Source organism: Actinoplanes sp. NPDC089786 (genome assembly GCF_040684855.1).
In the GTDB taxonomy this organism is placed as follows: domain Bacteria; phylum Actinomycetota; class Actinomycetes; order Mycobacteriales; family Micromonosporaceae; genus Actinoplanes.
On record NZ_JBFBGU010000012.1, the window covers coordinates 109,674 to 129,602 of the forward strand.

Sequence of the window (19,929 nt, forward strand, 5' to 3'; positions counted from 1 at the left end):
TGCGACACGATCAGGACGTCGGTCGGACCGGGCCTCGACGTGGATGCCCGACGGTCGGGGCATGGTGAATGTGCACACGCCGTACGTGGCCGCGCTGGAAGGTCTGCGGGGCGCGGCCATCGTGGGGGTCCTGATGTTCCACACCGGGAACCTCGCCGGTGGGTTCCTCGGGGTCGATCTGTTCTTCGCGCTTTCCGGATATCTGATCACCGGTCTGCTGCTGCGCGAGGTCCGATCGACCGGCGGCGTGTCCCTGAGGTCCTTCTGGGGCCGGCGGATCCGCCGGTTGCTGCCCGCGCTCGCGCTCATGCTCGGGTGCGTCAGCGTGCTGGTGTGGGCGCTGATGCCGGACGATCTGGTGCGCTCGACGCTCGCGGACGGGCCGTGGGTGCTGGCGAACCTGATCAACTGGCATCTGCTCGCCGACTCGGCCGGGTACTGGGACCGGTTCGGTGCCGCGCGGGTGTTCGAACACCTGTGGAGCATCGCCGTCGAGGAGCAGTTCTATCTGATGTGGCCGGTGATCGTCCTGCTCATCGCGCGGCGGGGGCGGCGCGCGGATGGCTGGGTCGCGGTGGTCGCTCTGCTGCTGTCGGCGGTGTCGGTGACGCTGATGGCCGTGCTGGTCGATCCGGCGGATCCGAGCCGGGTCTACACCGGCACCGATACCCGGGCGTTCTCGCTGCTGCTGGGCGCCTTCGTCGCCACCGCGCCGGTGCGATCCTGGCTGGGCCGGGTGGTGGCCGGGCGATGGGCCGAGGTGGGTGGGCTGGTGGTGGTCGCCGGGATCGGCACGATCTGGGTGCTGGCCGACGGTGTGACGTCGGCGTGGCTGTTCACCGGCGGGCTCCTCGCGCATTCGCTGGCGTCCGCGGCGTTGATCGGGTTCTGCTGCGGCCGGCCGTCGTCGGTGACCGCGCGGATCCTCGCGGTGTGGCCGCTGCGGTGGCTCGGACAGGTCTCCTACAGCCTGTATCTGTGGCACTGGCCGGTGATCCTGCTGCTGTCCCCGCGGCGGACCGGGCTCGGCGGATGGGCTTGGACCGTACTCGTCTGCGTGGTGTCGGCCGTTCTGGCGCTGCTGTCGAAGTATCTGGTCGAGGACCCGATCCGGTTCCGGGCCGGGTGGGCGCGGGGGCGGCGGGGTGTGCTGGCGGTCGTCGCGGCGGCGGCAGCGCTGCTGCTGCTGTGGACGGCGTTGCCCGCACCACCGGCGCCGGTCATCGACGTCACCGACCTCGGCTGATCAGCCGATCACCGGGCACGTGCGGGCGCGGTCGGCGCCGGGCTCGGCCACGGTGAAGATGATCCGGACGGTGCTGCGCAGGGATCCTCCGCTCTGCACATGGGCGGCAATCGCGGTGCACACGATCTGGTCGATGCCCCGTGCGGTCACGTCGCGGCCGGCCAGCGGCACCCGCAGCTCGATGACGTCACCGGCGACGATGACGCCGACCCGGGTCACGCCCACGTCCGCGATCTCGGTGCGCCGCTGGGGGGTTCCGGAGCTGGCCAGCAACAGCGACACCGCGTCGGAGATGGTGCCGAGGCGGTCGGTGTCGGGCTGCTGCGTCACCAGCGCGCCCGTGCCATCGACGAAATACAGCGTCATGCCGGGCGCCACGCCGGTCGGGGCGTCGCCGCCGTCGGTCACGCCGGTCGGTTCGATGCCGCACCCGGCGAGCAGCAGCACCGCGACCATCCACCCGGCCCGTCTCATCCCTGCTCCGATCCGGTCGGCAGCGCCGCCACGAACCGGGCTCCCGCGGTGCCGGTGTTCCCGGCGGTCAGGTCGCCTCCGTGCAGGCGCGCGTTCTCGCGGGCCAGGGCCAGACCAAGACCACTTCCCGGGGTACGCGTCCGCGCGGCGTCCGCCTTCCAGAAGCGGTCGAAGACGTGCCGCAGCGCCTCCGGGCGCAGCCCAGGGCCGCCGTCGGTGACCTCGATCAGCACCTCGGCGGCCGTGGCGGAAACACTCACCCGCACCGGCGGAGCGCCGTGCCGCAGGGCGTTGCCGACCAGGTTGGCGACGATGACGTCGAGCCGGCGGGGGTCCAGCCGCGCCTCGAGCCGGTCCGGCGCCGACACGGTCACCCGGTGCAGCCAGCCCCGGGCGCGCAGCGTGCCGTGGACCACGGATGGCAGATCGATCACCTCCCGCCGGAGACCGGCCGTGCCGGCGTCGAACCGGGACACCTCCATCAGATCCTCGACCAGCGCCACCAGCCGGTTCGTCTCCATGATGGCCAGCGTCACCGACTCGCGGGCGTCGGCGTCCATCGCGTCGGCGGCGTCACCGAGGACCTCGACGACGGCGGTGAGCGTGCTCAGCGGCGTACGCAGCTCGTGGGAGACGTCCGCGGCGAACCGCCGCGCCTCGGTCTGCATCCGATGCATCGTGGCCATCGATGTCTGCACCGATGCGGCCATCTCGTTGACGGTGACGGTCAGCTCGGCCAGTTCGTCGGCGCCCCGCGGCGGCGTCCGGGCGCCGAGGTCGCCGTCGGCCAGCCGGCGCGCGGTGTCGCGGAGCTTGGCCACCGGGCGCAGGACGCTGCCCGCGGCCACCAGGGCCAGCAGGACCGCGAGGGCCAGCGCCAGCGCCGCGGTGCCCAGGGTGGAGCGTACGAGGCGGTCGACCTGGCGGTCGACGGCGGTGAGATCGCGGGCCGCGTACACCTGGATCCCGGAGGCGGAACGCGCGCCGTCCGGCGCGGTGATCATCACCGGGGTGCCGATCAGCAGCCATGGCCGGTCACCGGCGACGATCCGCTGGGTCACCAGCCGTTCCCGGGCGGCGACGGCGCCGCGCAGCTCGGCGGTGATCAGGCCGGGCCCGTCGCCGGCCGAGGAGCGTAGCGAGCGGTAGACGACCACCGTGTTCGCCCCGACCGCGGCCCGCAGCCGGTCGAGGCTGTCCTGGGCCGGGGGATAGGTGAGGGTGGGTGCGGTCGCGCCGATCTGCTCGGCGACGCCGCGGACCAGTTGTTGCTGGGCGGAGGCGACCAGGGCGGCACGGGCCGACTGGGCACTGGCCCAGGCCGTCACCACCACGCTGAGCGCCGCCACCAGCGCGAAGGCGACGACCAGCCGCATCCGCAGCCCGCGCGGCCTCACAACGGCCCGAACCGGTACCCGAAGCCGCGTACGGTCTGCACGTAGACCGGTGCCGCCGGGTCAGTCTCGATCTTGGCCCGGAGCCGTTGCACACAGTTGTCGACCAGCCGGGAGTCGCCGAGGAAGTCCTGCTCCCAGACCTCGCTGAGCAGCTGCTGCCGGCTGAACACCCGGCCCGGGGCCCGGGAGATGGTCAGCAGCAGGCGCAGCTCGGTCGGTGTCAGCGCCACCGGCCGGCCGCCCACCGAGACGGCGAGCCCCACGGTGTCGATCACCAGCTCCCGGAACAGTTTGGTGCCGTCCGGCGCGCCGACGCTGCGCCGCAGCACCGCCCGGATCCGCGCGTCCAGGACCGTCGGCTGCACCGGCTTGATCACATAGTCGTCCGCGCCCGCCTCCAGGCCGTCGACCACGTGGAAGTCGTCACCACGCGCCGTGAGCATGATCACCGGCACCTCGCCGGCGGACCGGATCCGCCGGCACACCTCGATGCCGTCCATGCCCGGCAGCATCAGGTCGAGCACCACCAGATCCGGTGGCGCGGACCGGAACTCGTCCAGCCCCGCCTCGCCCGAGCCGGCCGTACGCAGGTCATGACCGTGCCGGGTCAACGCGAGCCGCAGCCCTCGCCGCACCAGCGGATCATCCTCGATGAGCAGCACCGATGCCATCCAGGCAGTATGCCGCCGGCGTGCCAGTCCGCACCGATCCCGGCCGCCGCTGCGACACACCTGCGACATCATCCCGGACCGGCCGGGACACGTGCTCGGCACGCTCGACGCCATGATCAGACGCGACAGGCTCATGCTCGGACTGGCGGCGCTCCTCGTGGTGACGGCGGGCTGCTCGGCCGGAGACGACCGACCGGGCGCGCCGTCCGCCGCCCCTCCGGCCGGACCGACCCGGGTGATTCTGCTCGGCGACTCCGTGGCCGCCGGGCAGGCGCTGCCCCTGAACGTGGCGCTCGGCGCCGCCGGGGTCGAGTTCCACTCGATGGCCTCCGACGGCGGCGGCACCGTGGTCGGCCCCGTCTCCGAACAGCTGTGGCGGACGCTCCCGGACCGTCTCGCCGGCGCCCGGCCCAGCACGGTGATCTACCAGATCACCACCTACGACTGGGGCGGCGAGCAGGAACAGCAGGCCGCTTACGAGCGACTGGCCACCACCGTGGCCCAGTCGGGGGCACGGCTGGTCTTCGTCACCATGCCCCCGATCAAACCGGACGACTTCTACGAGCCACACATGGACGAACTCGCCAACGCGGCCGGTGCCGCCCGGGCGGTCGGCGCCGGCACCGTCGTGCTCGACGCCGCCGAGGTGTGGGGCACCACCTACCAGCGGACCCGCAACGGCGTCGCGGACCGCAGCTCCGACGGGATCCACACCTGCCCGCAAGGCGCCGCGCGCTTCACCAGCTGGCTGCTCCGCGAACTCGCCGAGCTCTACCCCGGTTTCCGCCCGCCCGACCCGGCGACCTGGGCCAACTCCGGCTGGTCGGGCGACCGACGCTTCATCGGCTGCTGACCCGCGCCTGCTTCCTACGCCGCCTCGGGCAGCACCAGGTCGTGGGCCGACCGCACGAATTCGGCGACCAGCGGGTTCGGGTCGGCGGCCCGCACGGCCACGACCACCTGGCACGGCTCGACGTCGTCGAGGGCCACGGTGGCCAGGCCCGGGCGCAGGGTGTGGCGGCGGTCGCCGGCCGGGACGACGGCGATGGCGGTGCCGCCGGCGATGGCTTCGAGCTTGTCCTCGTACGTCTCGGCCAGCGTGGGACCGAGCGGTGCCGGTTCGCTGTCCGGCCGGGGTTCGAGCCGCCAGAACGTCGTCCACCCGGCGCCCATGCCGGTGCAGCCCACCAGCGGCTCGGCGGCGATGTCCGCGGCCGTGACCGCGTCCTTGCCGGCGAACGGGTGCGACGACGGCACGAGCAGGACCCGGGCCTCGTCGTACAGGACCGTCACCTCGATCTTCTCGGCCGGGATGGGCAGCGGGGTGCGGGTGACCAGGGCGTCGACCCGCCGGTCGAGCAGGGTGGCGGCGTCCTGGGCGGCGAGATGACGGGTACGGACGTGCGCGTCCGGGAAGCGGTGGCGCAGGTTGCGGACCGCCGGTGTGACGACGAGATCGTCGGCGTACCCGATGGTGATCGTGCGCGCCGGCGCCGCAGCCACCGCCGCCTGGATCGCCCGCCCGGCGTCATGCAGCAGGCGCTGAGCCTGGGGCAGGAAGGCGGCGCCGGCGGCGGTGAGGCGGCTGCCCTGGGTGGTGCGCTCCAGCAGCCGCACGCCGAGCACGTTCTCCAGACGCTGGATCTGCCGGCTCAGCGACGGCTGGGCCACGCGCAGCTCTTCGGCCGCGCGGGCGAAGTTCAGCCGCTCGGCGACGACCGTGAAGTACCGGACCAGCCGCAGGTCCAGATCGGGAGGCATCGCTCCAGGGTAGCCCCGCGTCATGCGTTTCCCGCATCACGAGGTGCGATACAGGTCTTGGACGACGAAGCCGGCCCGTTGATGTCATTCCCGGTATGACCATCGACAGACTTCTGGCCGGGCGATGACCATGCGCATCCCGGATCAGACGGGCCGCACCGCGATCATCACCGGTGGCAGCAGCGGCATCGGCAAGGCCGCCGCGGCCGCGCTGGCCGCCAAGGGCGCACGGGTCGTCATCGCGGTACGCGACCAGACCCGCGGCCGCGCGGCCGCCGCCGAGATCGGTGCCCGCGCCGAGTCCCGCCCGCTCGACCTCGGTTCCCTGGCCTCGGTGCGTGAGTTCGCCGATACGCTCGACGGCCCGATCGATTACCTGATCAACAACGCCGGCTTCATGACCGCCACCCGCCGCCTGACCGCCGACGGCTTCGAAGGACAGTTCGGCGTCAACCATCTCGGGCACTTCGCCCTGACGAACCTGCTCGTCGGCCGGATCACCGGGCGCGTGGTCACGGTGACCTCGCGGAACTACCGCGACGCGCACATCGGCTTCGATGACCTGCAATGGGAACGGCGGCCCTACCGCCCGTTCGGCGCCTACGGCCAGACCAAGCTGGCCAACATGTTGTTCACCCGCGAGCTGCAACGCCGCCTGACCGAGGCCGGCTCATCGGTCCGGGCCACCGCGGCGGAACCCGGCTGGGCCGCCACCGGATTCACGATGACCACCGGCCGGCGGATCGTCGACCGCGCGCTCGTGCTGGGCACGCGGCTCCTGGCCCAGAGCGCCGAGGGCGGGGCCCGGCCGACCCTGCTGGCCACCGTGGGTGAGGTGCCCGCGGCCAGCCTCTCGGGTCCCAGCCTGTTCGGCGTACGCGGCCCGGCCGCCCTCGAAAAGGTGTCCGGCGAAGCGCTCGACGACGACATCGCGAGACGATTGTGGGACATCTCCGAGAGCCTCACCGGCACCGGATTTCCGCTGCCGGCCGGCATCTGACCGGGAGCGGTCGAGTTCGCGCGCCCACGCCCCCGCAGCTCGCTACCAAGACCGCCGACCAGATCTTTCGACTCCATCAAACGCTACGGCACACGCGTTGACGACTCACGACAATCGGTATCGGTGCGGGTGGCTTAGAGACTCATGCCGGCAAGGAGGGCCGCGGCGGCCACGGGGAGAGCGAGCACAGTCAGGACGGTGAAGGTGAGGATCCGTTCCCGGCGGAGGAGTTTGCGACCGGCGACGAGGAGCGAGTCCACCTCCTCGTCACGGAACTCAGTCCGTGCCGTCGGCAAGCTTCCGAGGTGCTTTCGCAATTCGCTCACTACGATGCTCTCGCTCTCCGGTCCACCGGTGAACTCGTCAAGCGCCGGCAGGTGATGAGCGACGCGAGACGGAGCGCCGGAGGGATGAGACCAGGAGCGCGTACGCCGCCTCCAGGGCCGAATTTTTCCAGTCATATCCCCTTGACGGACCTCGCACCGGAAAGGTTGCTCTCCGCCGGCTCGATCGAGCGCCTGATCGCATCGTGAAGGTGCGTCGCACTCATGCGGTCACTCACGCGCCGCGCAACGGCCTGATCTGGCCGCGGGGCCTTCGCCGCCAGCTGAAGTCACCGGCCGATGGCTCGGCATCGATGGCTCGACCCGGCGGCGTCTACGATGCAGGCGAGAGATCAACTTTTATGGAGGTTCTGTGGACGTCTTCCTCACCGGTGGATCGGGCTTCGCCGGTGCGGCCATCATTCGCAAGCTGGTCGCCGACGGGCATGTGGTGCATGGTCTCGCAAGGTCCTCCCGGGCCGCCGAGGCGGTCGCGGCGGCCGGAGCGTTGCTGGTACGCGGCGATCTGGAGGAACTGGTCGAGCACGATGAGGCCGATTCCGGTGTGCGCCGGCCGAGCCTCGGGGCCGGCTGGGTGGACGTCCTGGGCAAGGTCGACGCCGTTGTCCACGCGGCGGCCCTCATGGCGTTCTGGGGGCCTGATGAGCTGTTCATCGACCGCAACCTGAGACCGGCACTGGCTCTGTACCGTGCCGCCGTCGCCGCCAAGGTCAAGCGATTCGTTCTGCTCTCGGCGGCGAGCGTCTCCACCGGCGGCAACGACGCGAGCGTCGTCGACGAGATCTCCGACACCGGCCGGCCGAACATCGCCTACAGCCGGATCAAACTGCGCACGGAGCAGGAGATGCTGTCACAACCCCATGAGGACACCGCCCTGGTGATCCTCCGGCCGCCGTTCCTGTGGGGCCGCGGGATGAATCTGCGGGGATTCATCGACACGGTGGAGGCCGGCCGGTTCTCCTGGATCGACGAGGGCCGGCACACGATCGATTTCTGCCACGTCGAGAACCTCGCTCACGCCGCCGCCCTGGCGCTCACCCGGGGCGAGCACGGCCTGGTCTGCTATGTGACCGACGACAGCCCCCGTGCTGTCCGGGAGTTCTTCACCCCGTTGCTCGCGACCCAGGGCATCGACGTGAGCAAGGCGGCCAGCTACCCGCGGGCAATCGCGTCGCCACTCGCCACGCTCATGCAGACCTTGGCCAGAGCCCGGCGCAGCGCCACCGCACCGCCACTGACTCAATGGATCATCTCGTTCATGGGGCGGGACCGGGCCTACGACATCACGCGGGCGCGCACCGCCCTGGGTTACACGCCGGCCGTCACCGTGGACGAGGGCCTCCGTCAGATGACTGAGACTCCGACGCCCGGTCAATAGGCCGGTGGCACCGCATGACCGGCGGGCGTGAACCTTCCCGTGACTATCCGGTCCATGTGTTACTGACCGTAGCGGATAAGCCTCCTCGTCAACATCCGGCGCCGCCGCGGGTGGGGATCATTTGGATGATGTCGGCGACCAGGCGGCCGTCGCGGATCTCGATCCGGCGCGGCAGGGCCGCGGCGATGTCGCGGTCGTGGGTGATCACGGCGATCGTGCTGCCCTCGGCGTGCAGCTGCCGCATGAGTTCCAGGACGGCCCGCCCTGTCGCGGTGTCCAGGGCGCCGGTCGGTTCGTCCGCCAGCACCAGCGCCGGTTTGTTCACCAGCGCGCGGGCGATGGCGACACGCTGGCGTTCACCGCCCGAGAGCTGGCCCGGGCGGTGACTCATGCGGTGGGCCAGTCCGACCCGGGCCAGCGCCTCGCGGGCCATCGCGGGACGGCGCCGGCGCGGGATCCCGCAGTAGAGCGCTCCGGTCGCCACGTTCTCCTCGGCGGTCAGCCCCTCGGCGAGGTGGAACTGCTGGAAGACGAAGCCGAGCATGCGCCCGCGCAGCGCGGACAACTCCCGGTCCGTCATGCGGGACGTGTCGTGGCCGCCGAGATGCACCGTGCCGGTGGAGGGGCGGTCCAAGGTGCCCATCAGGTGCAGCAGGGTGGATTTGCCCGAGCCGGACGGTCCGACGATGGCCAGCAGCTCACCGGCTGTGATGCGCAGGGAGACGTCCGCGAGCGCGTCGACCCCGCCCGGGTAGCGCTTTCCGGCGCCGTGCACCGCGAGGACGGTGTCTGCCATCAGGTTGTCCCTCCGGCTCGATCGTTGCTACTGGAACTTGGTGAGCTTCGAGCAGTTCTCGGTGATCTTGGTGACCCGGTCATCGAAGCTGTCACCCTCCTTGTTGAAGGTGATCAACGGGCCGTCTCCGCGGACGGAGACATCGACGCCCGCGTCCTGAATGCACTTGACGAACGCGTGGTAGCGGTCCGCGTACTCCTCGAAGTTCTGTCGTTTGAGGCGCTCCATGGCAATTTCCGGTTGTTTGCCGTGACATGCCGCGAACGCCTCGGGGTGCGTTCCCGACTCCTCCTCCACGGTGGGCTTCCACATGCCGTGGCCCAGGTCCTTCCCGGGCAGGCCGTGGTCGCGCAGGCATCGGTTGTAGACCTCACCCATCCTGCCTACCTCTTCCCGGGAGGTGTCCGCCCTGATCAGCGGGCGCTTGTCCTCCTCGTCGGCGGGCGGTTTGGCCGACGGGGCGGCGCTCTGCAGGGTGGCTACCTTCGGCTTGGCCGACGGTTCGGGGTCCGAGGTCCCGCAGGCGGCGAGGGCCAGAGCCGCGACGATGATGGTGACTGCTTTTCGCATGCGCCTCAGCCTGGACCAGAGGTGTATAGAACCTGTCAATTCGCGGCGAGGGCCTGGGTGGGGGTCAGCCGGGAGGCCCGGACGGAGGGATAGACGCCGGCCACCATGCCGATCAGTACGGCGCCGCCGAGGCCGGCCAGCACCGCGGCGCCGGGTATGACCACGGGCCACCCCTGATACGTCGCATAGCCGAACGTCGTCAGCAGTCCCAGAGCTGTTCCGGCGGCGCCGCCGAGCACCGAGAGCACCACGGACTCGGTGAGGAACTGCCCGCGAATCTGCCCACGGTTCGCCCCCAGCGCCCGGCGCAGCCCTATCTCGGACCGTCGTTCCAGCACCGAGATCACCATGGTGTTGGCCACCCCGATCCCGCCGACCAGCAGGGCGATGCCGGCCAGCCCGAGGAACAGCGCCGCGAACGCGGTCTGGGTGAGGCGTTTGGCCGCCAGCGCTTCGGAGGGCCGGGTGACGATCGCCTTGCCGGGACTCTGCGGGTACACGGTGGCCGGCAGCACGGCGCGTACCGACTCGATCGCGTCCTCCTGCGACTGGACGTACACGACGGTGGGGCGCCCGTCGAAGCCGAGCCAGTCGCGGGCCGCTTCCCAGCCGACCAGCACCGAGCGGTCGAGCTCGGCGGAGAGCGGTATCGGGGCGAGGATGCCGATGACGGTGAACCAGGTGTTCCCGATCAGGATCAGCGGGCCGGGGGAGCCGTCGATCCGGTTGATGCCGAGCCTGGTCGCCGCCACGGCGCCGAGCACCGCCGTGGGGAACGCCGAGGCGGGCGGGGCCAGCCACCGGCCCCGGGCGATCCGGGCGTTGACGCTCTCCGGCAGGTCGAGGCTGCTGGCCAGGACCGCCAGCCCGGAGCCGGCGGCGCCGGCCTGATCGGAGCGGCGGACCACCGCGTGGGTGTTGCCGACCGCGCCCGAACGCAGGATCGGGCCAATACGCTCGACCATGCCGAGCGCCGTGGGCGGGAAGGCGACCGGTGGATCGGCGTCGGGCGGGGTTCGCACCTCCAGCACGTTGGTGCCGAGCGCGGACAGCTCGCGCACGAGCGAGGCCTGGCTCGACGCCGGGATGCCGATCACCACGATCATGGTCGCGATGCCGATGGCGATGCCGATGGCTGACAGCGCCGCCCGTCCCCGCCGGGTCCGGATGCCGATCAGCCCCAGGGCCAGCAGATCAAGCGGTGACAGGCGTACGCGCCGGGTGTCGGTCATGACGCCGTCACCACGCGCATGCCGGCGGTCAGGCCCGCGCCGGTGATTTCGACGTAGCCCTTGGCGTACAGGCCCGTCTTCACCGCGAAGAGCCGGCCGTCCTCGGTCTGTACGGCGTAGCCGCCCTCGGCGAGCGCGAGCAGCGCGTCGACCGGCACGGCCAGCACGTCCCGATGCGTCTCGGCGGTGAAGGTGACCTGCACCTGACCGGCGTCCAGCGCGGCGACCGCCTTCGGATCGTTCACCGTGACGACCACGGTGAAGCCGGGCTCGTCGCCGGATCCCTCAACCGGCGCGGTGGCGCCCACTGAGCTCACCGTGCCGGGGACCTCGTCGTTGTCCGGCATCGTGATCGTGACTCGGTCGCCCTTGTCGATCGCGGCCGCCTGTCCGGGTTCGGCCGCCACCGTGATGACCTTGGCGGTGGTCGAAACGGTCAGCAGAGGCCCGGACGCCGGGGCACCCAACTGCACCGACAGCGAGTTGACGCGGACAGCGCCCGGGAAGACGACGACGTCGGCCGCCTCGATCCGGCCCGTCACCGGCAGCCGCTCGGCGCGCTGCCAGCTCTTCACGGCAGTGATCAATGACCGGGTGTACACGCCCTCACCGCGCCCGACCACCACCGAGCGGGACACCGGCGCGGGAGCCGCCGCCGGCTCCGGCGAATTTGACGGTGCCGGTGACGAAGCCGTGGGTCGGGCGGGAGACTGCTGTGTCACGCGCTCGCCACTCTTCGGCTGACGGCCGATCGGATAGCCGAGCGCCTCGAGGTTCTCGGCGACGACCCGTACGTCGCGGCCCACCGTGCCGGGCTCACTCAGCGTCCGATAGAGCGGCATGCCGCCGAGGAACAACGACACCGCTTCGTCGTCGACCCGGAACATCTGGTCGCCCCGCCCGATGGTGGTGCCGGCCCGCGGCAGCCAGGTGACGACGCCCTCGCGGGTGCCGATGACCGGTCGCGTCGCTCCGAAGCCCAGCTTGCCGGGCAGCGACTCGCTCGTCGACATGGTCTGCTCGACGACCTCCGTGGTGTTGACCGCCACGAAACCGACCGGTTCGCCGGCCGGGGGCTGATGATGGGCCAATCGCATCCCGATGACCACGGCGCCGCCGGTCACGGCGAGGGCCAGTGCACCGTACAGGACGCGCCGGGCCTGGTGAGAAGAGAGCATGACCGCGATTGTGGATGGGAATTGTCCGCTTGCTGTCAACGCGGCTGTGTGATCATCAGCGGCTCCGGCGGTGGGCCGCCCCGACCTATAGTCGCCGCATGTGCGCGTACGTATTGATCGCCGAGGACGACCCGCGGCAGGCCGAGGTCCTGCAGTGGTACCTCGACGCCGAGGGCTACGACACCGCCGTGGCCCTCGACGGCCGGGTCGCGCTCGCCCGGGCCCGGGACCACGAACCCGACCTGCTGATCCTCGACGTGATGATGCCGCACCTCGACGGGCTGACCGTCTGCCGCACGCTGCGCCGCGAAAGCGACGTGATGGTCCTCATGCTCACCGCCCGCGCTGGGGAGGACGACCTGCTGCTCGGCCTCGACGTGGGCGCCGACGACTATCTGACCAAGCCCTACAGCCCACGCGAACTCGTCGCCCGGGTGCGGACCCTGCTGCGCCGCCGGGCACAGATTGCCACGGCCGGCACGCTGCACCGGATCGGCCGGCTCGTCGTCGACCTCGGCCAGCACCGAGCCACCGCCGACGGCGCGGCGATCGACTGTACGCCGGCGGAGTTCGCCATCCTCGCAGCGATGGCGGCGCACCCCGGTCAGGTCTTCAGCCGGGCGCAGCTGATGGAGCACACTCGCGGGTTCGACCGGGAGTCCAACGCCCGCACCATCGACATGCACGTCATGAACCTGCGCCGCAAGATCGAAGCGAATCCGCGGCGCCCGGCGCACCTGCTGACGGTGTACGGGGTCGGCTACCGCCTCACCGACGGCACCTGATGCGCCCGCCGCGGCTACCGCTGCACCGGCGGCTGACCACCCGGCTGCTGACGACCTCGATCCTGATCGCCATCTGTGCGACCCTCTCGACAGCCTGGCTCGTCGCTCGCACCGCGACCAGCGCCGTCCGCCAGGAGCAGGGCCGCTCGCTGGGCGAGGAGAAGAGCGTCTACGACCTGCTGCTCGGCTACGCGGCCACGCATCGTTCCTGGTCCGACGTCGAACCCGTGCTGCGGGAGCAGTCCGCGCGACTCGACCGCCGGATCACCCTGATCGGCGAGGACCAGCGCCTCATCGCCGACTCGGGGCCGGGCCCGTCGCTGCGCACGGCCCGGGCGGCGGCGACCATCGACCCGCTGCACGTCGACGCGGCGCTCACCGACGGCACGGACCGCATCGACCCCCGGGCCGTCGGCCCGTACGCCCTGCCGCCGCTCGAGCGCCTCCAGTTGCGGACCACCGCCGACGCCGAGGTGGCCTGCATGCGCAAGCAGGGCTTCGACGCGACCGTCGATGTCACGCCCAGCGGCCGTCCCGTCGTCCGGCTGCTGAGCGCCGACGCCAAGAACGAAACGGCCGGCTGCCGTACCGATCATGGGCTGGGCTTCGCCACGAGAAGCGAGCAGCAACTTCTCACTGTCCTCGAGCGACAGACGCGGAAGTGCCTGGGAGCGCGCGGCGAGGAGTTCGTGGCGATCCAGCCCGATTTCACCGTCTACGCCGTGCTGCCCGGTGCCAGCTCGGAGCAGATCAGCGACTGCGTGGATCGGGCCCGCCGGGCGCAGTTGCGGCCGTACGTCGCACCGCCCGCCCAGATGTTCGTCACGGACTCGGACACCGGCGCCGCGCAGCCGGCGTTCAACCTCTCCCGCGGCAATCTCGCCACGATCACCCTCGGCACCGCCGCGGTGCTGCTCGTCGCCGTCGGCGCGACCGTCCTGGCGGGTCGCCGCCTGGTCCAGCCGCTGCACGCGCTCACCGAGGCCGCCCGCCAGCCCGTCGACCGGCAGAGCCCGGTGGCGGTGTCCACCCGTGACGAGGTCGGTTACCTGGCCGCCGCGTTCAACGACTTGTCCGAGCGGCGCCGGCAGGTGGAAGAACAGCGCCGGCAGCTCGTCGCGGACGTGGCGCACGAATTGCGTACGCCGCTGACCGTGATCCGTAGCCGGGTCGAGGCGGCGCAGGACGGTCTCACGCCGCTCGGCCCGGCATTGCTGGGCGTGATCCTGGGCGAGGCGAAACTGCTGCAGCACGTGATCGACGATCTCCGCGACTTGGCTGCCGCGGACGCGGACACTCTGCGGCTGCACCCGGAGCCGGTCTGGATCGCCGACAACCTGGAGCAGGTCGTCGAGGCTCACCGCGCCACGGCCGAGCAGGCTGGGGTGACGCTGCGGCAGGACACCGCCGGCGCGGAGCTGGTGCTGGTCCTCGACCCCGTACGCCTGCGCCAGCTGGCCGGCAACCTCGTCACGAACGCGATCCGGCACACCAGGCCGGGCGGTAGCGTCACGATCAGCACGAGGCTCGCCGACGAAGCGCTGACCATCACGGTGGCCGACACCGGGGTCGGCATCGCCCCCGACGACCTGCCCAGGGTATTCGACCGGTTCTGGCGCGCGGACGCCTCCCGCAGCCGCAGCACCGGCGGCACCGGTCTCGGCCTTCCGATCGCCCGCAAGCTCGCGGAGGCGCACGGCGGAACGATCACGATCGAGAGCCGGCTGGGTCACGGTACGGAGCTGACGGTCACCCTGCCTGCGCACCTTCCTGCCAACGGTTCGTGATCCGGCACGAGGCTCAACCTCGTCCCGCGGCGATGAGGCTGTGGCTGTTTCCTGTAGCGCTTTCCTGTAGCGCTGACGAACCCGGACCGTCCGTGCGGGTCCGACAGGCTCAGACGTGTCCGCCGTCGGCGGACAGGTCGATGCCGTTGGCGAGCGGGTTCTCCAGCAGGAACAGGCTGGCGTTGACGATGTCGTCCATGCGGGCGAGTTCGCCGGTGAGTGCTTGCTTGCGCCAGAAGTCCACCATGTCCTTGCGGCTTTCGTCCTGCCAGAACGGGCTGTCTTCGATCGGCCCGGGGTGGATCGCGTTGACCCGGACGGGGGCCAGTTCGACGCTCAGGGTCCGGACCACCCCGGTGACCGCACTGTTGACCGCGGTGACGGTAGTGGAACCGGGGTAGGGGTAGGCCTTGGCCATACCGCCGAAGATGAGGATCGAGGCGTCCTTGGCCATCCGTGGGGCCAGTGCGCTGACCACGGCCGTGTAGCCGACGATCTTCGTGACGGCCAGTTCGGTGGCTTTCGCGATGTCGTATGTCGCCAGCGTGTTGCGGTCTCGGACCGCGCCGACGATGGCGAGGCGGTCGATTCGCTCGGTCGAGGCCAGGACACCAGCTAGTTCGCCCGGCACGCTCAGGTCCAGGGCCATGCCCGAAACGGTCCCGGTCACGTCCTTGGACAGCTCCGCGGCCACGTCGGCGGCCCGCTGCGCGTCGCGCCCCGTGATCACCACGTTCGCACCTTGGCGCGCGTACTCAGCCGCGAGCTGGAGACCGGTTCCCTGTGTTGCTCCGACGATCAGTACTGACTTCATGAATCCGCGAGTCCTTCTGTGGTTGTGCCGGCGGGAGCGACATGTTCGCCGCCGCGAACTGACGTCGGCCGAGTGGTTGTCCGACGAAGTCACGCCGCACGGGCGGCCGGGCCGGCAGACTAGTTAATGTGTGAACCTAGTTCAGTACTGGTTAACGTGTCAACCATCTTCCGGTCACTGAACGAACACAGGGGTCCTGGCGTGCGCTTCACCGGGAGCTCCGTCAGCCCTGCGGACTCTCCAACCCGATTACGAGGTCCGGGCTCATCTCTCGGAAGCGCCCGAACGCCGACTGAGGTCGTTCGAACTGGATCGATTGCTGCCGCGGCGACGAGCGGCGAGATCGCGCCAGCGCCTACGCCGAAGCAGCCTGGACCGCCGCCCTGGAGGCGGTGTAGGTCGCCGGCCGGTTCCACCTCTGGCAGAACCTCGCCACAGAAGGTTGTCCGGTCACTCATGCTCGCCGAGTCACGGGACTCGCACGCGGCGACGAACCGAGCGACCCTGGTCGACGTCTGATCCGACCTCCAGACCAGCCGGACCCGTGCCGGAACCAGGCCGTTGACCCGGACCAGGCGAACCCCGGGCAGCGACGGGATCTCGGCCACCATCGGCAGCGGCACGAACGCGATGCCGTTGCCGGAACGAACGTGCACGATGAGCTGGAGCAGGTCCTCCACCTCGGGCCCGGCCAGGGGCGCTCCGTCCAGCCAGTGATCGCGCTCCGGTCCGGTGGTGCCGGCCCAGCCCAGGACGTGATCCGCGAGAAGCCCGGCGCGGTCGACGACGTCCCGCCCGGCGAACCGGTGGTTCGCGGGCAGTATCGCCACCCGTTCCTGGACGGTGACCAGGGCGGTTTCCAGGGCGGTCTCGTCGAACTCGCCGCCGACCAGAGCGATGTCCACCGCCCCGGAGCGCAACGATGCCAGTTGCGTCCGCCAGTGGGCCATGACCGGCTCGACCTGATGGCCAGGGTTGGCGGTGATCAATTCGCCGAGCAGCTCGTAGTCGCATGCGCGGGCGCTGACCCGGATGGGTGGCTTGCGCACACCGACCTCCCGGGACTGTCGGACGGCGGCGGCGACCTCCCGGTCGATCGCCCGGGCCCGGTCGGCCAGGATGTCGCCGGCGGCGGTCAGGACGGCCCCGCGCGGCAGCCGGTCGACGAGGGCGACCCCCACGGACCGTTCGAGGGTGGCGATGGCCCGGGTCAGGGCGGGCTGGGTCATCCCCAGGCTCGCGGCGGCACGGGTGATGCCGCCCTCGTCGGCGACGGCGATCAGGTAGCGCAACTGGCGAAGCTCGACGTCGGCCACCCCGCCAGTCTGACATGCCCGCCCGGCATGGCCGCGCATGCCGGGATCGGCCTGGCCATGGGGCTCGGGGGCACGAAGGATCGTTGGTCATGACCACAGTCTTCGTTCATGGTGTGCCGGAAACGCCGGCCCTCTGGGACGCCGTCCGGCGTCTGCTCCCGGGTGACAGCGTGGCCCAGCGGCTCCCCGGCTTCGGTTCGCCCCGGCCGCCGGAGCTGATCGACAAGGACGCGTACGCCGTCTGGCTCGCCGACCAGCTGAGGGAGCTCGGTGACGACATCGATCTCGTAGGCCACGACTGGGGCGGCCATCTGGTCATGCGGGTGGTATCTGCCTTCCCCGGCGTACCCGTCCGCAGCTGGGTCTCCGACGTCGCCTACGGCTGGCATCCCGGCTACCGGTGGCATCCGATCGCCACCATGTGGCAACAGAGCCCGGAGGGTGAGCAGTCCCTCGCGTCCGTCCGCGCCGGCACTCCCGGCACCTTCGGTCAGCTGCTGGGCCCGCGCGGCCTGACGGCCGAGGTGGGAGCCGACATCGACGCGGCGCACGACGAGACGATGGACGCCGCGATCCTGGCGCTCTACCGCTCCGCGTGGCCGAACTTCGCCGCCGACTGGAAGGCCGGGCCGATCGACGCTCCCGGCCTGATCCTCATGCCGACCGGCGACGTGATGGACGGCGTCGACCCGGACGAGGTCCGCGCCCAGAACGAGGAGGTCGCCGCGACGACCGGCGCCCTCCTCCGCGAGCTCGACGGTGTCGGCCACTACTGGATGCTGCAGGACCCCGAACGGGCCGCCGACACCCTGCGCGCGTTCTGGGCAACTGTGGCGCGCTAGGGTCCAACGGCCTGAGGCGGTCTGCGCGCCGCTCACGCATGGTGACTGGTAATGGCCCCGTCCCGCAGGCGTCGGCCCGCCCCGCCGATGCCAGGATTCCGGACCTATCTCCGCGGCCTGACGCGCAGGCCGTCGATCAGCGCCGTGAGCCCGAACTCGAAGTGGGTGGCGAAGCCGGGATCGGTCAGTGCCGCGCCGGCGGTTGCCAGCGCGGGATAGGTCCCGGAGTCCAGGGCGGCCCGCAGTCGCATGACGTCGGCCGGGTCGCCGGCGGCCGCTTGCTCCTCGAGGGTGTGCCCGACAGTGAAATGCACGATGGCGAACATCGCCCGTGCGGCGTCGCTGGGCGCGAAGCCGGCCTTGATGAGCGACGCGACGGCGGTCTCGGCGAACTGCAGCGTGTTCGGCCCGACCGAGCGGGTGCCGGCGTAGACGCGGGCGCCGTCGCGATGGGCGAGCAGGCGGGCGCGCAGCCGATGGGCGAGCGCCGTGACGGTCTGCTTCCAGTCCGGGCTGTCGGCGACGTCCCCGCAACCGGCCAGCATCCGCTCGGCCATCGCGGTGAGCAGATCCTGCTTGGTGGCGAAGTACCGGTAGAGGGCTCCGGCCCGCGCGTCCAGCGCATCGCCGAGGCGACGCATCGTCAGCGCGTCCAGCCCGCCCTCGTCCAGGAGCCGCAACGCCTCGTCGATGGTGCGATCGCGGTCGAGCCTGGGCGGCCGGCCGCGGGCGGGACCGGACTGCGGTTCGGGGGTTGCCAAGGAGGCCATGCTCCCCACTATAGTGAACGCCGTTCACGTGAACGCTGTTCAATAATTCAGACGGAGGGGGCATCGGATGGATGCCGAGGTGATCGTCGTTGGAGCGGGCCCCACCGGCCTCATGCTGGCCGGGGAACTGGCCCTGGCCGGCGTCCGCGTGCGGGTCGTGGAGCGGCGCGACTCGCCGCAACGCCACTCGCGGGCCCTCACCCTGCATCCGCGTAGCGTCGAGGTGCTGGACCAGCGCGGGCTGGCCGATGCCTTCCTGGTGGAAGGCAAGCCCGTTCCCGGATGGCACTTCGCGGGACTACCGACGCGGCTGGACTTCGCCGCCTTGGACAGCCGGCACGGCTACACGCTGTTCCTGGCCCAGGCGCAGACCGAGCGGCTGCTGACCGAGTGGGTGCGCGACCTGGGCGTACCGATCTCGCGTGGCTCGGCAGTAACCGGAGTTTCCCAGGACCACGGCGGTGTCACCGTCGCGGTCGGCGACACCGAGCTGACGGCCAAATATGTCGTCGGCTGCGACGGTGGCCGCAGCGTCGTCCGGCGAGCAGCCCGGATCGAGTTTCCCGGAACCGACGAGACCCTCACCGGCATGCTCGGCGACTTCGCCGTCGTCGACGCCTCCACCCTGAGCCGGGCCGAATCCGGTGGCGTGCTGGCCGTTCCGCTCGGCGACGGGACAACCCGCTTTGTGGTTGTCGACCCGCAACGGATGCGGGAGTCGTCGTCGACGCCGGTGACCCTCCACGAATTCCGGACCTCGCTGCTGCGATCCTGCGGAACAGATTTCGGCGTCGCCGAGCCCCGCTGGCTGTCCCGCTTCGGCAACGCCACCCGGCTTGCCATGCGATACCGGGCCGGCCGCGTCCTGCTGGCCGGCGACGCCGCGCACATCCACTTCCCGGCGGCCGGGCAAGGCCTCAACGCCGGGCTGCAGGACGCGGTGAACCTCGGCTGGAAGCTGGCCGCGGCGGTGCACGGGTGGGCGCCGGACGGACTGCTCGACACGTATCACGATGAGCGTCATCCGGTCGGTGCCGCCGTCACCGCCAACACCGAGGTGCAGACCTTGCTGCTGGAGCTGACGCTGGTCGGGCAGTACGAGCGGCCGGCCACAGCCTTGCGCGCTTTGCTCGACGATCTGCTCGGCATCGACGTCGTCAACCGGCGGATCGCCGGCGCGGTATCGGCACTGGACACCCGGTACGGCACGTCCGCGGAACCATTGATCGGCGCCCGTATGCCGGATATCGCGTTGTCCTCCCACGCCAGCGTTTACGAACTGCTCCACGGGGGCTCGTTCCTGCTGCTCACGATGTCCGGCGTAGGTCCGGCGACGGGAGAGGTCGCCGGCTGGGCCGACCGCGTCGTCCTCGGGACCGCCTCGTCCGGATCGCACCCAGCCCTGGCCGGCGTCACCGAAGTCCTCGTCCGCCCGGACGGCCACGTCGCCTGGCTCAGCCGCGACGACCGGCCGGTTGTCGAGCGCACGAACGCGCTGATGGCCTGGGCGGGTCGGCAGACGGAACGTACGGATGGCCGCGGCCAGATCTAGCGACCCGCTCTCCGGC

19 protein-coding genes are annotated in these 19,929 nt (G+C 71.1%); 8 read left to right on the top strand and 11 right to left on the bottom strand.

The annotated features are described in order from the left end of the window. Window positions 1-61: 61 nt before the first annotated feature. Window positions 62-1,246 (top strand): acyltransferase, encoded by a 1,185-nt coding sequence (locus tag AB0O15_RS29190; RefSeq protein WP_364324561.1) that lies wholly within the window; start codon window positions 62-64, stop codon window positions 1,244-1,246. Here AB0O15_RS29190 and AB0O15_RS29195 read toward each other — a convergent pair whose 3' ends face one another. The 3 genes from AB0O15_RS29195 to AB0O15_RS29205 are packed head-to-tail and all read right to left on the bottom strand — an operon-like array spanning window position 1,247 to window position 3,788. Beyond that, window positions 1,247-1,720, bottom strand: a complete 474-nt coding sequence (locus AB0O15_RS29195) for a hypothetical protein (protein ID WP_364324564.1) — start codon at window positions 1,718-1,720, stop codon at window positions 1,247-1,249. It lies immediately after the preceding gene. Next, window positions 1,717-3,096: a HAMP domain-containing sensor histidine kinase gene (locus AB0O15_RS29200; RefSeq protein WP_364324567.1), complete on the bottom strand. Its 1,380-nt coding sequence runs from the start codon at window positions 3,094-3,096 to the stop codon at window positions 1,717-1,719. Before AB0O15_RS29200 ends, AB0O15_RS29195 begins: the two co-directional genes overlap by 4 nt. Window positions 3,097-3,113: 17 nt before the next feature. Continuing rightward, on the bottom strand, window positions 3,114-3,788 hold the full coding sequence (locus tag AB0O15_RS29205; protein ID WP_364324570.1) for a response regulator transcription factor: 675 nt from the start codon (window positions 3,786-3,788) through the stop codon (window positions 3,114-3,116). A 112-nt stretch (window positions 3,789-3,900) separates the two neighbouring features. Here AB0O15_RS29205 and AB0O15_RS29210 point away from each other — a divergent pair, with 112 nt between their 5' ends. Continuing rightward, the gene (locus AB0O15_RS29210; RefSeq protein ID WP_364324574.1) at window positions 3,901-4,641 is read left to right on the top strand and encodes an SGNH/GDSL hydrolase family protein; all 741 of its coding nucleotides are present in this window, start codon (window positions 3,901-3,903) and stop codon (window positions 4,639-4,641) included. A gap of 14 nt (window positions 4,642-4,655) precedes the next feature. Here the strand turns inward: AB0O15_RS29210 and AB0O15_RS29215 are convergent, their stop codons facing one another. Beyond that, the gene (locus AB0O15_RS29215; RefSeq protein WP_364324577.1) at window positions 4,656-5,549 is read right to left on the bottom strand and encodes a LysR family transcriptional regulator; all 894 of its coding nucleotides are present in this window, start codon (window positions 5,547-5,549) and stop codon (window positions 4,656-4,658) included. A 124-nt stretch (window positions 5,550-5,673) separates the two neighbouring features. Here AB0O15_RS29215 and AB0O15_RS29220 point away from each other — a divergent pair, with 124 nt between their 5' ends. Next, window positions 5,674-6,549 carry an oxidoreductase gene (locus AB0O15_RS29220; RefSeq protein WP_364324580.1) on the top strand — a complete coding sequence of 292 codons (876 nt, stop codon included), beginning with the start codon at window positions 5,674-5,676 and terminating at the stop codon, window positions 6,547-6,549. A gap of 696 nt (window positions 6,550-7,245) precedes the next feature. Beyond that, on the top strand, window positions 7,246-8,271 hold the full coding sequence (locus AB0O15_RS29225; protein ID WP_364324583.1) for an NAD(P)-dependent oxidoreductase: 1,026 nt from the start codon (window positions 7,246-7,248) through the stop codon (window positions 8,269-8,271). Between the two features lie 88 nt (window positions 8,272-8,359). Here the strand turns inward: AB0O15_RS29225 and AB0O15_RS29230 are convergent, their stop codons facing one another. The 4 genes from AB0O15_RS29230 to AB0O15_RS29245 are packed head-to-tail and all read right to left on the bottom strand — an operon-like array spanning window position 8,360 to window position 12,047. Beyond that, the gene (locus AB0O15_RS29230) at window positions 8,360-9,067 is read right to left on the bottom strand and encodes an ABC transporter ATP-binding protein (RefSeq protein ID WP_364324586.1); all 708 of its coding nucleotides are present in this window, start codon (window positions 9,065-9,067) and stop codon (window positions 8,360-8,362) included. A gap of 27 nt (window positions 9,068-9,094) precedes the next feature. Then, window positions 9,095-9,637, bottom strand: a complete 543-nt coding sequence (locus AB0O15_RS29235; protein WP_364324589.1) for a hypothetical protein — start codon at window positions 9,635-9,637, stop codon at window positions 9,095-9,097. A 35-nt stretch (window positions 9,638-9,672) separates the two neighbouring features. After that, a complete protein-coding gene (locus AB0O15_RS29240; RefSeq protein ID WP_364324592.1) occupies window positions 9,673-10,869 on the bottom strand; it encodes an ABC transporter permease in 1,197 nt (398 codons plus the stop codon). Then, window positions 10,866-12,047, bottom strand: a complete 1,182-nt coding sequence (locus tag AB0O15_RS29245) for an efflux RND transporter periplasmic adaptor subunit (protein ID WP_364324595.1) — start codon at window positions 12,045-12,047, stop codon at window positions 10,866-10,868. Before AB0O15_RS29245 ends, AB0O15_RS29240 begins: the two co-directional genes overlap by 4 nt. 98 nt (window positions 12,048-12,145) lie before the next feature. Between AB0O15_RS29245 and AB0O15_RS29250 the strand changes: the two genes are divergently transcribed. Both AB0O15_RS29250 and AB0O15_RS29255 read left to right on the top strand, forming a co-directional pair. Next, a complete protein-coding gene (locus AB0O15_RS29250) occupies window positions 12,146-12,832 on the top strand; it encodes a response regulator transcription factor (RefSeq protein WP_364324598.1) in 687 nt (228 codons plus the stop codon). Then, complete coding sequence (locus AB0O15_RS29255) at window positions 12,832-14,619, top strand: HAMP domain-containing sensor histidine kinase (protein ID WP_364324601.1); 1,788 nt, start codon at window positions 12,832-12,834, stop codon at window positions 14,617-14,619. The genes AB0O15_RS29250 and AB0O15_RS29255 overlap by 1 nt, the downstream gene beginning before the upstream one ends. Before the next feature lie 109 nt (window positions 14,620-14,728). Here the strand turns inward: AB0O15_RS29255 and AB0O15_RS29260 are convergent, their stop codons facing one another. Together AB0O15_RS29260 and AB0O15_RS29265 are read right to left on the bottom strand one after the other, a co-directional pair. Continuing rightward, on the bottom strand, window positions 14,729-15,433 hold the full coding sequence (locus tag AB0O15_RS29260; protein WP_364324604.1) for an SDR family oxidoreductase: 705 nt from the start codon (window positions 15,431-15,433) through the stop codon (window positions 14,729-14,731). A 119-nt stretch (window positions 15,434-15,552) separates the two neighbouring features. Continuing rightward, window positions 15,553-16,749, bottom strand: a complete 1,197-nt coding sequence (locus AB0O15_RS29265; protein ID WP_364324607.1) for a LysR family transcriptional regulator — start codon at window positions 16,747-16,749, stop codon at window positions 15,553-15,555. Between the two features lie 89 nt (window positions 16,750-16,838). On the opposite strand from AB0O15_RS29265, the gene AB0O15_RS29270 reads away from it, so the two are divergent. Then, window positions 16,839-17,591, top strand: coding sequence for an alpha/beta hydrolase (locus tag AB0O15_RS29270; RefSeq protein WP_364324610.1), 753 nt, complete (start codon window positions 16,839-16,841; stop codon window positions 17,589-17,591). Between the two features lie 104 nt (window positions 17,592-17,695). Here the strand turns inward: AB0O15_RS29270 and AB0O15_RS29275 are convergent, their stop codons facing one another. Then, on the bottom strand, window positions 17,696-18,361 hold the full coding sequence (locus AB0O15_RS29275) for a TetR/AcrR family transcriptional regulator C-terminal domain-containing protein (protein ID WP_364324613.1): 666 nt from the start codon (window positions 18,359-18,361) through the stop codon (window positions 17,696-17,698). 79 nt (window positions 18,362-18,440) lie between these two features. On the opposite strand from AB0O15_RS29275, the gene AB0O15_RS29280 reads away from it, so the two are divergent. Then, window positions 18,441-19,913, top strand: a complete 1,473-nt coding sequence (locus AB0O15_RS29280; RefSeq protein WP_364324616.1) for an FAD-dependent monooxygenase — start codon at window positions 18,441-18,443, stop codon at window positions 19,911-19,913. Window positions 19,914-19,929 lie beyond the last annotated feature (16 nt).